Below are 13,246 nucleotides of genomic sequence, written 5' to 3'. Positions count from 1 at the left end.
TTCTGAGGCAACGTTATAGCTTTTGCTTTCAAATTACTGGGGAACCCTCTCCCTATGGGGAGAGGGTTAGGGAGAGGGGAAAAGCCTCTTTAGACCAGCACCACATCGATCCCGCTTTTGCGTAATCCTTCAAGGCTTTCCGCCGGAATGCCTTCATCAACGATAATCATGTCGATCCGCTGAGTATCAATGATTTTATGCAGGCTTGAACGGTTAAACTTGCTGGAGTCAGTGACAACGATAATACGCTCCGCCACCTCGCACATTTTGCGGTTCAGACGGGCTTCATCCTCGTTGTGCGTACTCACCCCCCGGTCGAGATCGATGGCATCGACGCCCAGGAACAGCAGGTCAAAATGGTAATTCTGTAAGGACTGCTCCGCCTGGTCGCCGTAGAAGGACTGCGACTGACGGCGCAAGTGCCCGCCGGTCATCAGCAGCTCTACGCCCTCCGCTTCCAGCAGCGCGTTTGCCACGTTCATCCCGTTGGTCATGGCAATGACATCGGTGTGCTGGCGCAGCATGCGGGCAATTTCAAAGGTTGTGGTGCCGGAGTCCAGAATAATGCGGTGACCCGGCTTCACCAGTTCAGCCGCCGCCTGCGCGATGCTGCGCTTCACTGCCGTATTAAGGGAACTTTTGTCCTCAACGGACGGCTCCACGCCGGGGGCATTGCCTTCGCAAATCAGCGCGCCGCCGTAAGCGCGAACGGCAATCCCCTGCTTTTCCAGAAAGGCCAGATCGTTACGGATCGTCACCGTCGACACGCCGAATAAAAGAGAAAGATCGTTAACCTGCACGCTTCCCTGCGCCCGCAACCGCTGAATGATCTGCTCTCGCCTTTCACTGGTGCCGGTGATGCGCTTCTCTGCGGATGAATCGGTGCTGCTCATACGAGCTCCTTAGTAAATACACTTTCGTTTCATTTCGTTTTGCTTATTAACGCCTTTCTTTTGAGGGAATGCAAGCCCTGTATGGGGTGCGGACGCAAGCTTAATCGCCGCTGAAACCTTTCATTATGTTTCTTTTGTGAAACAGATCGGAAAACTATTATCTTTCGTTTTATTTTTACCTCACCATAATGCAGTATCAAATGAAACAAAACGAAAGATGAATACCAACACCATCCGAAATGGAGAGGAAAGTGAAACATCTGACAGAAATGGTGGAACAACATAAACGGGGGAATACAAACGGGATTTATGCCGTCTGTTCCGCACATCCACTGGTACTTGAAGCTGCACTACGTTACGCCCATTCACAACAGACGCCCCTGCTGATAGAAGCCACCTCAAACCAGGTGGATCAGTTTGGCGGTTATACCGGTATGACGCCCGCCGATTTTTATGGGTTTGTCTGCAAGCTGGCGGGATCTCTTGGTTTCCCCACCTCGCAGCTGATCCTTGGCGGCGATCATTTAGGTCCAAACCGCTGGCAAAACCTGCCGGCTTCGCAGGCGATGGCGAACGCCGACGATCTGATCAGAAGCTACGTGGCGGCCGGATTTAAAAAAATTCACCTCGATTGCAGCATGTCCTGCGAAGACGACCCAGTTCCGTTAACCGATGCAATCGTTGCCGGGCGTGCCGCTCGGCTGGCTAAAATTGCCGAAACCACCTGTCTCGAGCAATTTGGCGTAGCCGATCTGGTCTACGTTATCGGCACGGAAGTTCCGGTTCCCGGTGGGGCACACGAGACGCTGACCGAGCTTGAGGTCACCACGCCAGAGGCGGCACGCGCCACGCTTGAGGCACACCGCCACGCATTCGAGAAGGAAGGGTTAAGCGACATCTGGCCGCGCATTATTGGCCTGGTAGTTCAGCCTGGCGTTGAGTTCGACCATGCGCAGGTTTGTGACTATCAACCGCATAAAGCCGTCGCGCTGAGCGAGATGGTTGAAGCCTACGACACGCTTGTATTTGAAGCACACTCTACCGATTACCAGACGCCGCAGGCGCTGCGCCAGTTGGTGAAAGATCACTTCGCCATTCTGAAAGTCGGCCCTGCGCTAACCTTCGCGCTGCGCGAAGCGCTGTTCTCACTGGCAGCAATTGAAGAAGAGCTGCTGCCGGCAAAAGCCTGCTCAGGGCTGCGTCACGTCCTGGAAAACGTGATGCTCGATCGCCCGGAATACTGGCAAAGCCACTATCACGGCGACGGCAATGCCCGTCGCCTGGCGCGCGGTTACAGCTATTCCGATCGCGTGCGCTATTACTGGCCAGACAGCCAGATTGACGACGCCTTTGAGCGGCTGGTACGCAACCTGGCGGATGAACCGATCCCGCTGCCGCTGATCAGCCAGTATCTGCCGTTGCAGTACAGCAAAGTTCGCGATGGCGCTCTCAGGTCCACACCACGGGAACTCATCCTCGACCACATTCAGGACATACTCCAGCAGTACCATGCCGCCTGCGAAGGCGTAACGACTCAACACGCATAATTAAAAAGAGGAAAACGCTATGCCAAACATTGTCTTATGCCGCATTGATGAACGCCTGATCCACGGTCAGGTGGGCGTACAGTGGGTGGGGTTTGCGGGGGCGAACCTGGTGCTGGTGGCAAATGACGAGGTTGCAGACGATCCGGTTCAGCAAAACCTGATGGAGATGGTGCTGGCGGAAGGCATCGCCGTGCGTTTCTGGTCCCTGCAAAAAGTGATCGACAACATTCATCGCGCCGCCGACCGGCAGAAAATTCTGCTGGTCTGTAAAACACCGGCTGATTTTTTAACGCTGGTCGAGGGCGGCGTGCCCATCACCCGTATTAACGTCGGAAATATGCATTACGCCAGTGGCAAACAGCAAATTGCCAAAACGGTATCTGTAGACGCGAACGATATCGCCGCGTTTAACGGCCTGAAGGCGGCCGGAGTGGAATGCTTCGTTCAGGGCGTTCCAACAGAGACTGCTTTGGATCTCTTTAAACTGCTCTGAGGGATTCACAATGGAAATCAGTCTGTTGCAGGCTTTCGCGCTGGGGCTTCTCGCCTTTATAGCGGGCCTGGATATGTTTAACGGCTTAACACACATGCACCGTCCAGTGGTGCTCGGGCCACTGGTTGGCCTGATTCTGGGCGATTTGCACACCGGAATTCTGACCGGCGGTACGTTAGAACTGGTCTGGATGGGACTCGCGCCGCTGGCGGGCGCGCAGCCGCCAAACGTGATTATCGGCACCATCGTTGGCACCACATTTGCCATTACTACAGGCGTGAAGCCGGATGTCGCCGTTGGGGTCGCCGTGCCGTTTGCCGTGGCGGTTCAGATGGGGATCACCTTCCTCTTCTCGGTGATGTCCGGCGTGATGTCCCGCTGCGATCGCATGGCGGCTAACGCAGACACCCGTGGTATTGAACGGGTCAACTATCTGGCACTGCTGGCGCTCGGCGTCTTCTACTTCCTGTGCGCGTTTCTGCCCATCTACTTCGGGGCTGAACATGCGAAAACCGCCATTGACGTGCTGCCGGAACGTCTGATCGACGGTCTCGGCGTCGCGGGCGGCATCATGCCAGCGATCGGCTTCGCCGTGCTGCTGAAGATCATGATGAAAAACGTTTACATCCCTTACTTCATTATCGGCTTTGTCGCCGCGGCCTGGCTGAAACTCCCGGTGCTGGCGATTGCCGCGGCTGCGCTGGCGATGGCGCTGATCGACCTGCTGCGCAAATCGCCTGAACCCACGGCGCCTGCGGCCCAGAAAGAGGAATTTGAAGATGGCATCTAATCACACCACCCTGCCGGGCGTGTCTGAAAGTGAAGAGACACTGCTGACCGGCGTGAATGAAAACGTCTACGAAGACCAGAGTATTGGCGCTGAGCTAACGAAAAAGGATATTAACCGTGTCGCCTGGCGTTCCATGCTGCTACAGGCCTCGTTTAACTACGAGCGTATGCAGGCCTCCGGCTGGCTGTATGGGCTACTGCCCGCGCTGAAAAAGATCCACACCAATAAGCGGGACCTGGCGCGCGCCATGAAAGGCCATATGGGCTTCTTCAACACCCACCCGTTCCTGGTGACCTTCGTCATCGGCATTATTCTGGCAATGGAGCGTTCCAAGCAGGATGTGAACAGCATCCAGAGCACTAAAATTGCCGTCGGCGCACCGCTCGGTGGCATTGGTGACGCCATGTTCTGGCTGACCCTGCTGCCCATCTGCGGGGGGATTGGCGCCAGCCTGGCGCTACAGGGATCCATTCTTGGCGCGGTGGTCTTTATCGTGCTGTTTAACGTGGTGCATCTCGGCCTGCGTTTTGGTCTGGCGCACTATGCCTATCGAATGGGTGTCGCCGCGATCCCGCTGATCAAGGCCAACACCAAAAAGGTTGGTCATGCTGCGTCCATTGTCGGGATGACAGTGATTGGTGCGCTGGTGGCAACCTATGTGCGCCTGAATACCACACTCGAGATTAAAGCCGGGGATGCGGTCGTCAAACTGCAAACCGATGTGATCGACAAACTGATGCCCGCTTTTCTGCCGCTGGTCTACACCCTGACCATGTTCTGGCTGGTACGCCGTGGCTGGAGCCCGCTGCGCCTGATTGGTATCACCGTGGTGCTGGGCGTTGTCGGTAAATTCTGTCACTTCCTGTAATAAGCAAAGAGGTTGCGATGTTAGGCATTATTTTGACGGGTCACGGCGGTTTTGCCAGCGGGCTGGAACAGGCGATGAAGCAAATCCTCGGCGAACAGCCGCAGTTTATCGCCATCGATTTTCCGGAAAGCTCCACCACTGTGCGGCTGACCGCGCAGCTTGAGCAGGCAGTGAATGAACTGGATGCAGAGCACGATATCGTGTTTCTCACCGATCTTCTCGGCGGTACGCCGTTTCGTGTGGCCTCTACCCTCGCGATGCAGCGCCCCGGCAGCGAAGTGATCACCGGCACCAATCTCCAGCTTTTGCTGGAGATGGTTCTGGAGCGCGACGGATTAAGCAGTGAAGCCTTTCGTTTGCAGGCGCTGGAGTGCGGCCATCGCGGCCTGACCAGCCTGGTGGATGAACTTGCACGCTGTCGCGAGGAAGCGCCCGCCGAGGAAGGGATATGAGCCAGCTGCTGCGCGCGCGTCGTCTGCTTACCGGGCAGGGCTGGCTGGATGACCATCAGCTGCGTATGGATAGAGGCGTCATCACCGCCATCGAGCCGATTCCGGCAGGGGTTAATACCCGCGAGGCAGACCTGCTTTGCCCGGCATACATTGATATCCACGTCCACGGCGGCGCGGGTGTGGATGTGATGGATGATGCGCCCGACGTGCTGGACCGGTTAGCCGTGCACAAAGCGCGTGAAGGCGTGGGGGCGTTTCTGCCTACCACCGTCACCGCTCCGCTGGAGGCGATCCATGGCGCGTTACGGCGCATTGCCCGGCGCTGTCATGCCGGTGGCCCCGGCGCGCAGATCCTGGGCAGCTATCTGGAAGGCCCGTACTTTACACCGCAGAACAAAGGGGCGCACCCGCCAGAACTGTTTCGCGAACTGGATCTCGCGGAACTTGATGAGCTGATTGCGGTTTCGCAGAACACGCTGCGGGTAGTGGCGCTTGCTCCGGAAAAAGTGGATGCCCTGAAGGCGATCCATCACCTCAAGCAAAAAGGGATACGCGTCATGCTGGGCCACAGCGCCGCTACATACGCGCAAACCCTGGCCGCATTTGATGCAGGCGCAGCCGGGCTGGTGCACTGCTACAACGGCATGACAGGGTTACACCACCGGGAGCCCGGCATGGTTGGCGCCGGGCTTACGGACCCACGCGCGTGGCTGGAGCTTATTGCCGACGGGCATCACGTTCATCCTGGAGCCATGCGGCTATGTTGTTGCTGCGCGAAGGATCGTACGGTGCTGATTACCGATGCCATGCAGGCGGCGGGTATGCCTGATGGGCGCTATACGTTGTGTGGTGAAAATGTCGAGATGCAGGGCGGCGTTGTCCGCACGGCCTCGGGCGGGCTGGCGGGCAGCACGCTCGCGCTGGATGCCGCCGTGCGAAATATGGTGGAGCATACGGGGATCGCCCCAGAAAACGCAATCCATATGGCCTCGCTGCATCCTGCTCGTCTGCTCGGTATGGATCACCTGCTGGGAACGTTAGCGCCAGGCAAACGCGCCAATGTTCTTGCGCTGGATGCGGGTTTACACCTCCGGCAGATCTGGATCCAGGGTCAGGCTCTTTCCCTGTAGCCCCTTCACAGTGTGCCCTGTTGGCCTTACGGAAGACGATCGTAAGGCCTTTCTTTTCCTTTCCTTGATTTTCGCCTTTCCTTTCGCGATCACACTTTTCGTTTTATTTCTTTTTCGCCATTGAACTTTCGATTTCTTTTCTATAAATTTTATTTAACTGCTAAAGTGAACAAGTGAAACGAAACGAAAGATAGCGACACATTTGCCAGCGTCTGATGTGGAATTCACACGACTAAGGACTGAGTTATGCCACAAACCACTATCGCCACCACCGGCACCTGGACCGAAAAAGAGATCCGCCAGCAGCCAGCCAGCTGGCTTCGCTCGCTCAACAATATTGATAATCTGCGCGCGTCGATCGACAGTTTTCTGACGCCACTGTTGCGCAAGCCCGATCTGCGGATCGTTCTGACCGGCGCGGGTACGTCTGCTTTTATCGGCGACATCATTGCGCCATGGCTTGCCAGCCACACGGGGAAAAACATCACCGCGATACCTACGACCGATCTGGTCACCAACCCGATGGATTATTTCAGCCCTTCGCACCCGCTGCTGCTGGTCTCTTTCGCCCGTTCTGGCAATAGCCCGGAGAGCGTCGCCGCCGTTGAGCTGGCGAATCAGTTTGTACCGGAGTGCTACCACCTGTCGATCACCTGTAATGAAGCAGGCAGCCTGTACCAGAATGCCGTCGACAGCGATAACGCCTGCGCTCTGCTCATGCCAGCCGAAACGCACGATCGCGGGTTCGCGATGACAAGCAGCATCACCACCATGATGGCGAGCTGCCTGGCGGTATTCGCACCGGAAACGATCAACAGCAAAACGTTCCGCGACGTGTCCGATCGCTGTCAGGCGATCCTCACATCGCTTGGCGATTTCAGTCCCGGCGTCTTTGGTAACGAACCGTGGAAACGCATTGTTTATCTGGGCAGCGGTGGATTACAGGGCGCCGCACGGGAGTCTGCGCTGAAGGTGCTGGAGCTGACCGCCGGCAAGCTGGCGGCATTCTACGATTCGCCAACGGGTTTCCGTCACGGGCCTAAGTCGCTGGTAGACAACGAAACGCTGGTCGTCGTGTTTGTCTCCAGCCATCCGTATACGCGTCAGTACGATCTGGATCTGCTCGCCGAACTGCGACGCGATCGTCAGGCCATGCGCGTGGTAGCCATTGCAGCCGAAACGGATCCGGTCATTGAAGCTGGCCCGCATATCCTGCTGCCGCCTTCCCGTTCATTTAACGATATGGAGCAGGCGTTCTGCTTCCTGATGTACGCCCAGGTCTTCGCACTGACCCAGTCTCTGCACGTTGGCAATACGCCGGATACGCCATCCGCCAGCGGTACGGTTAACCGTGTGGTCCAGGGCGTCGTTATTCATCCGTGGCAGGCTTAAGAGGACAGGCTCATGAGTATTATTTCTACCAAATATCTTTTGCAGGACGCACAGGCGAAGGGCTATGCCGTTCCGGCCTTTAACATCCATAACGCCGAGACGATCCAGGCGATCCTCGAAGTCTGTAGCGAAATGCGATCGCCGGTGATCCTCGCGGGTACGCCGGGGACGTTTAAACATATTGCGCTGGAAGAGATCTACGCCTTGTGCAGCGCATATTCCCTTACTTATGACATGCCGCTGGCGCTACACCTCGATCACCACGAATCGCTGGACGACATTCGCCGCAAAGTCCATGCCGGCGTACGTAGCGCAATGATCGACGGTAGCCATTACCCCTTCGAACAAAACGTCAAGCTGGTGAAATCGGTCGTCGATTTCTGCCACCTCAACGACTGTAGCGTCGAGGCCGAACTGGGCCGACTGGGCGGAGTGGAAGATGACATGAGCGTCGACGCCGAAAGCGCGTTCCTGACCGACCCGCAGGAAGCAAAACGCTTTGTCGAAATGACAGGCGTGGACAGCCTCGCCGTTGCCATCGGTACCGCGCACGGTCTTTATACCAAACGCCCAAAAATCGACTTCCAGCGGCTGGCCGAGATCCGCGAGGTAGTGACAGTGCCGCTGGTGCTGCACGGTGCGAGTGATGTGCCGGATGAGGATGTGCGCCGCACCATTGAGCTGGGCGTCTGCAAAGTTAACGTCGCAACAGAGCTGAAAATCGCCTTTTCTGACGCAGTCAAAGCCTGGTTTGCCGAGAACCCACAGGGCAACGATCCGCGCTTCTACATGCGCGTCGGCATGGATGCCATGAAAGAGGTGGTCAGAAGCAAAATCACCGTTTGCGGCTCGGCGAACCGGCTGCTGCTTGCGACTGAAGCCTGAACCCATCGCGCATAACGTTAGTACCTAAAAAAATAACTATAAGCCTCGCAAATATGAAGGCGCGTCCTTAAGCCGGACAGCGCCTTCCATTATCCTAAAAAACCGAGGAGTCCCTACATGACACAGGAAAAGTCGTTTAAATCGAAAGCGTGGGAGTTTTTCCAGAGCCTGGGAAAGACGTTTATGTTCCCGGTCTCACTGTTGGCCTTTATGGGGTTGTTGTTAGGTATCGGTAGTTCTGTCACCAGCCCTTCCACCATCAAAAGTTTTCCCTTTCTGGGCGGCGAGTTAACGCAGCTCACCTTTGGTTTTATCGCCATGGTCGGCGGCTTTGCTTTTACCTATCTGCCGCTGATGTTTGCCATGGCGATCCCGATGGGCCTTGCCAGACGTAATAAAGCGGTTGGCGCTTTTGCCGGATTCGTTGGCTACATGCTGATGAACATGAGCATCAACTACTACCTGACCGCCACCCACCAGCTTGCGGATGCCGCCACCATGAGACAGGTGGGACAATCCATTGTGCTTGGCATTCAAACGCTGGAGATGGGCGTGCTCGGCGGCATTGTGGTAGGGGTGATCACCTACTTCCTGCACGAACGCTTCCAGGACACGGTGCTGCACGACGCGTTTGCCTTCTTTAGCGGCATTCGTTTTGTGCCCATCATTACCGCCCTCACCCTGTCGCTGGTCGGCTTGTTTATCCCCCTGCTGTGGGAATATGTGGCAATGGGCATTGCCGGGATTGGTCATATCATCCAGAGCACCAGCGTCTTTGGGCCGTTCCTGTATGGCGTGGGCGTACTGCTGCTCAAACCTTTTGGCCTGCACCACATCCTGCTGGCGATGGTGCGCTTCACCCCGGCGGGTGGCATTGAGATGGTTAACGGCCAGGAAGTGGCCGGTGCGCTGAACATTTTCTACGCCGAGCTGAAAGCTGGCCTGCCGTTTAGCCCGCACGTTACGGCATTTTTATCGCAAGGGTTTATGCCGACCTTTATCTTCGGCCTGCCTGCCGTGGCTTACGCTATCTACCGCACCGCGCGCCCGGAAAACCGTCCGGTGATTAAAGGGCTGCTGCTTTCAGGCGTGCTGGTTTCAGTTGTCACGGGTATTTCAGAGCCGATTGAGTTCCTGTTCCTGTTTATTGCCCCTGTGCTTTACGCGTTTCATATCGTTATGTCTGGCCTGGCGCTGATGGTGATGGCGCTGCTCGGCGTCACCATCGGCAACACCGACGGCGGCATTCTGGATCTGCTGATCTTCGGCGTCATGCAGGGGATGTCGACCAAATGGTATCTGCTGTTCCCGGTGGGTATTGCCTGGTTTGCTATCTACTTCTTCGTCTTCCGCTGGTACATCCTCAGGCACGATATTAAAACGCCGGGCCGTGAGGTTGACGCGCAGGGTGCGCTCCAGGCGGTGGAAGCCAATACCCGGGCACGTGGAAAATCGAAATACGATCATGGGCTTATTCTTCGCGCGCTTGGCGGTAAAGAGAATATTGAGTCGCTCGACAACTGCATCACCCGCTTACGTCTGGTGGTAAAAGATATGGGGCTTATCGACCAGCAGGCGCTGAAGGCCGCGGGCGCCTTGTCAGTAGTGGTGCTTGATGCCCACAGCGTTCAGGTGATCATCGGCCCGCAGGTGCAGAGCGTCAAATCCGGCATTGAAGCCTTAATTTAACAGGGGGACGTTGTGTTTGATTTCGACAGAATCATTGAGCGTAAAAGCGATAAATGCCGTAAATGGGATCATGCGTTTGTGTGCTCGCGTTTCGGTGATGTCCCGGAGGGATTTATCCCGCTGTGGATAGCAGATATGGATTTCACCTCGCCACCCGCCGTGATTGAAGGCTTCCAGCGCATCGTGGAGCATGGCACCTTCGGTTACACCTGGTGCTTCGACGAATTCTACGATGCGGTCATCGCCTTCCAGCGCACCCGTCATCAGGTTGAGGTGCATAAGTCATGGATCACCCTGACCTACGGCACCGTTTCCACGCTGCACTATACGGTTCAGGCGTTCTGCAAACCCGGGGACTGCGTGATGATGAATACCCCAGTGTATGACCCGTTTGCGATGGCGACACAGCGACAGGGCGTGCGGGTGCTTGCAAATCCGCTGAGCGTGAAGGAAAACCGCTATCAGCTGGATTTTAATCTGATTGAAGTTCAGCTCAAAACTCACCGTCCAAAACTGTGGTTCTTCTGCTCGCCGCATAACCCTTCGGGCCGAATCTGGCGCGCGGATGAGATACGTCAGGTGTCCGATCTCTGTAAGCGCTACGGCACGATTCTGGTGGTTGATGAGGTTCACGCCGAGCACATTCTGGACGGTACATTCGTCAGTTGTCTGACTTCAGGCTGTGCCGCCCAGGACAACCTGATTGTGCTGACCTCCCCCAATAAAGCCTTCAACCTTGGCGGGCTAAAAACATCCTACTCAATGATTCCAGACGATTCGCTGCGCCAGCGTTTCCGCCAGCAGCTGGAGAAGAACTCCATTACCTCGCCCAATATCTTCGGCGTGTGGGGAATTATTCTGGCTTATCAGCAAGGTCTGCCATGGCTCGACGCGCTGAATGGTTATCTGCGCGGCAATGCCCGCTACCTTGCGGATGCCATCCAGACCCATTTCCCTGCATGGAAGATGATGAACCCGGAGTCGTCGTATCTCGCCTGGATAGACGTCAGTGCGGACGATCGCAGTGCGACGGCGCTAACTCAACATTTCGCAAAACAGGCTGGCGTGGTCATTGAAGATGGCAGCCACTACGTACAAAACGGCGAAAACTACCTGCGTATTAACTTCGGCACCCAGCGCTACTGGCTGGAACAGTCCATCAACCGAATGCTGAAGCATTACTGATAAGGATCTTACCCCGATGAAAAAAATGCTCACTCTCTCGCTGCTGACTCTCTGTGTTTCTCATGGTGCGGCGGCAGCAAACTACGCGCTCAGTAACGACAATATTGCCCTTTTGTTTGATGATGCAAACGCAACGGTAGTGGTAACGGACAGCAAAGCTAACCATCCGCTCACGCCCCAGGAGTTGTTCTTTCTGACGCTACCGGATGAAACAAAAATCCACACCGCTGATTTCAAAATCAAGTACGTCGAAAAGCAGGACAATGCGATAGTCATCGACTTTACGCATCCGGATTTTAACGTAACGGTGAAACTGAACCTGGTGAAGGGAAAATACGCCAGCATCGGCTACACCATCGCCGCCGTCGGGCAGCCCCGGGACGTAGCGAAAATTACCTTCTTCCCGACGAAGAAGCAGTCTCAGGCACCTTACGTTGACGGGGCGATTAACAGCTCGCCAATCGTGGCCGACTCGTTCTTCATCCTGCCAGACAAACCGATTGTGAATACTTACGCTTATGAAGCCACCACGAACCTCAACGTGGAGCTGAAAACGCCAATTCTGCCTGAGACACCGGTTAGTTTTACCACCTGGTTCGGCACTTTCCCGGAAACTAATCAGCTGCGCCGCAGCGTAAACCAGTTTATCGATGCCGTGCGTCCACGGCCTTATAAGCCTTACCTGCACTACAACAGCTGGATGGACATCGGCTTCTTTACCCCTTACTCCGAGCAGGATGTCATTGGGCGGATGGACGAATGGAATAAAGAATTTATTGCCGGACGCGGGGTGGCGCTGGACGCGTTCCTGCTGGACGATGGCTGGGACGATCGCACCGGACGCTGGCTGTTTGGCCCGGCATTCAGCAACGGTTTTGGCAAAGTCAGGGAAAAAGCCGACAGCCTGCATAGCTCGGTTGGGCTGTGGCTTTCACCGTGGGGCGGTTACAACAAGCCGCGCGATATTCGCGTCTCGCATGCAAAAGAGTATGGTTTCGAAACCGTAGACGGCAAGCTGGCGCTGTCGGGGCCGAACTACTTTAAAAACTTTAACGATCAGATCATCAAGCTGATCAAAAACGAGCACATTACCTCGTTCAAGCTCGACGGAATGGGTAATGCCAATTCGCATATCAAGGGCAGCCCATTTGCATCGGATTTTGACGCGTCCATTGCCCTGCTGCACAACATGCGCAGCGCAAACCCGAACCTGTTTATCAACCTGACCACCGGCACCGACGCCAGCCCGTCCTGGCTGTTCTATGCTGATTCAATCTGGCGTCAGGGCGATGATATCAACCTGTACGGCCCCGGCACGCCAGTGCAGCAGTGGATGACCTACCGCGATGCCGAAACCTGGCGATCCATCGTGCGTAAAGGTCCGCTGTTCCCGCTGAACTCACTGATGTACCACGGGATCGTCAGCGCAGAGAACGCTTACTATGGACTCGAGAAAGTGCAAACAGACAGCGATTTTGCCGATCAGGTCTGGAGCTACTTCGCAACCGGAACTCAGCTTCAGGAGCTGTACATTACGCCGTCCATGCTGAATAAGGCGAAGTGGGATACCCTGGCGCAGGCGGCGAAATGGTCGCGTGAGAATGCCAGCGTGCTGGTGGATACTCACTGGATTGGCGGTGACCCAACTTCGCTTGAGGTTTACGGCTGGGCCTCATGGAGTAAAGACAAAGCGATTTTTGGCTTACGCAACCCATCGGATAAGCCGCAACGTTACTACCTGGATTTAACCAAAGATTTTGAAGTCCCGGCAGGAGAGCGTTCGCAGTTTACCCTGAAAGCCGTGTACGGCAGTAATTCGACCGTACCAGAGGAGTATAAAAACGCTGTGGTGATTACGCTGCAACCGCTGGAAACGCTGGTGTTTGAGGCGATGCCGTGGAAATAAAAAGTGTTCAGCTGGC

At 55.8% G+C, this 13,246-nt stretch carries 12 protein-coding genes; 11 read left to right on the top strand and 1 reads right to left on the bottom strand.

Annotated elements, in window-relative coordinates; all coding sequences use genetic code 11:
• Positions 1–89: 89 nt before the first annotated feature.
• Positions 90–893 (bottom strand): DeoR family transcriptional regulator, encoded by an 804-nt coding sequence (locus tag H2Z33_RS11245; protein WP_017693937.1) that lies wholly within the window; start codon positions 891–893, stop codon positions 90–92.
• Between the two features lie 239 nt (positions 894–1,132).
• Between H2Z33_RS11245 and kbaZ the strand changes: the two genes are divergently transcribed.
• The 11 genes from kbaZ (at position 1,133) to H2Z33_RS11190 (ending at position 13,230) form a co-directional block, all read left to right on the top strand.
• Positions 1,133–2,440 (top strand): tagatose-bisphosphate aldolase subunit KbaZ, encoded by a 1,308-nt coding sequence (gene kbaZ, locus H2Z33_RS11240; protein ID WP_032649636.1) that lies wholly within the window; start codon positions 1,133–1,135, stop codon positions 2,438–2,440.
• 19 nt (positions 2,441–2,459) lie between these two features.
• Complete coding sequence (agaV, locus tag H2Z33_RS11235; RefSeq protein ID WP_003861728.1) at positions 2,460–2,933, top strand: PTS N-acetylgalactosamine transporter subunit IIB; 474 nt, start codon at positions 2,460–2,462, stop codon at positions 2,931–2,933.
• A 10-nt stretch (positions 2,934–2,943) separates the two neighbouring features.
• Entirely contained in the window at positions 2,944–3,723 is a 780-nt protein-coding gene (gene agaW / locus H2Z33_RS11230) for a PTS N-acetylgalactosamine transporter subunit IIC (RefSeq protein WP_003861730.1), read from the top strand.
• Positions 3,713–4,591 (top strand): PTS N-acetylgalactosamine transporter subunit IID, encoded by an 879-nt coding sequence (gene agaE, locus H2Z33_RS11225; protein ID WP_017693933.1) that lies wholly within the window; start codon positions 3,713–3,715, stop codon positions 4,589–4,591. Before agaW ends, agaE begins: the two co-directional genes overlap by 11 nt.
• Positions 4,592–4,608: 17 nt before the next feature.
• The gene (gene agaF / locus H2Z33_RS11220; RefSeq protein ID WP_047636379.1) at positions 4,609–5,043 is read left to right on the top strand and encodes a PTS galactosamine/N-acetylgalactosamine transporter subunit IIA; all 435 of its coding nucleotides are present in this window, start codon (positions 4,609–4,611) and stop codon (positions 5,041–5,043) included.
• On the top strand, positions 5,040–6,173 hold the full coding sequence (nagA, locus tag H2Z33_RS11215) for an N-acetylglucosamine-6-phosphate deacetylase (protein ID WP_045329210.1): 1,134 nt from the start codon (positions 5,040–5,042) through the stop codon (positions 6,171–6,173). Before agaF ends, nagA begins: the two co-directional genes overlap by 4 nt.
• A 246-nt stretch (positions 6,174–6,419) precedes the next feature.
• Positions 6,420–7,565, top strand: a complete 1,146-nt coding sequence (locus tag H2Z33_RS11210) for an SIS domain-containing protein (protein ID WP_032104421.1) — start codon at positions 6,420–6,422, stop codon at positions 7,563–7,565.
• 12 nt (positions 7,566–7,577) lie between these two features.
• Positions 7,578–8,450 (top strand): tagatose-bisphosphate aldolase subunit KbaY, encoded by an 873-nt coding sequence (kbaY, locus tag H2Z33_RS11205; RefSeq protein WP_047741485.1) that lies wholly within the window; start codon positions 7,578–7,580, stop codon positions 8,448–8,450.
• A 117-nt stretch (positions 8,451–8,567) separates the two neighbouring features.
• Entirely contained in the window at positions 8,568–10,139 is a 1,572-nt protein-coding gene (malX, locus tag H2Z33_RS11200; RefSeq protein WP_017382443.1) for a maltose/glucose-specific PTS transporter subunit IIBC, read from the top strand.
• Between the two features lie 12 nt (positions 10,140–10,151).
• Positions 10,152–11,324 (top strand): MalY/PatB family protein, encoded by a 1,173-nt coding sequence (locus H2Z33_RS11195; protein ID WP_032672046.1) that lies wholly within the window; start codon positions 10,152–10,154, stop codon positions 11,322–11,324.
• 16 nt (positions 11,325–11,340) lie between these two features.
• Entirely contained in the window at positions 11,341–13,230 is a 1,890-nt protein-coding gene (locus tag H2Z33_RS11190) for a hypothetical protein (protein ID WP_063135405.1), read from the top strand.
• The last annotated feature ends 16 nt before the right edge of the window (positions 13,231–13,246 follow it).

The organism is Enterobacter sp. YSU (assembly GCF_016082135.1).
Taxonomy (GTDB): domain Bacteria; phylum Pseudomonadota; class Gammaproteobacteria; order Enterobacterales; family Enterobacteriaceae; genus Enterobacter; species Enterobacter hormaechei_C.
Note: the sequence above shows the minus strand (reverse complement) of the source record. Positions and strands in the feature narration are given on the sequence as shown.

Coding starts and splice junctions, on each gene's coding strand:
- H2Z33_RS11245 (WP_017693937.1), bottom strand. CDS start 893: ATGAGCAGCACCGATTCATCCGCAGAGAAGCGCATCACCGGCACCAGT.
- kbaZ (WP_032649636.1), top strand. CDS start 1,133: ATGGAGAGGAAAGTGAAACATCTGACAGAAATGGTGGAACAACATAAA.
- agaV (WP_003861728.1), top strand. CDS start 2,460: ATGCCAAACATTGTCTTATGCCGCATTGATGAACGCCTGATCCACGGT.
- agaW (WP_003861730.1), top strand. CDS start 2,944: ATGGAAATCAGTCTGTTGCAGGCTTTCGCGCTGGGGCTTCTCGCCTTT.
- agaE (WP_017693933.1), top strand. CDS start 3,713: ATGGCATCTAATCACACCACCCTGCCGGGCGTGTCTGAAAGTGAAGAG.
- agaF (WP_047636379.1), top strand. CDS start 4,609: ATGTTAGGCATTATTTTGACGGGTCACGGCGGTTTTGCCAGCGGGCTG.
- nagA (WP_045329210.1), top strand. CDS start 5,040: ATGAGCCAGCTGCTGCGCGCGCGTCGTCTGCTTACCGGGCAGGGCTGG.
- H2Z33_RS11210 (WP_032104421.1), top strand. CDS start 6,420: ATGCCACAAACCACTATCGCCACCACCGGCACCTGGACCGAAAAAGAG.
- kbaY (WP_047741485.1), top strand. CDS start 7,578: ATGAGTATTATTTCTACCAAATATCTTTTGCAGGACGCACAGGCGAAG.
- malX (WP_017382443.1), top strand. CDS start 8,568: ATGACACAGGAAAAGTCGTTTAAATCGAAAGCGTGGGAGTTTTTCCAG.
- H2Z33_RS11190 (WP_063135405.1), top strand. CDS start 11,341: ATGAAAAAAATGCTCACTCTCTCGCTGCTGACTCTCTGTGTTTCTCAT.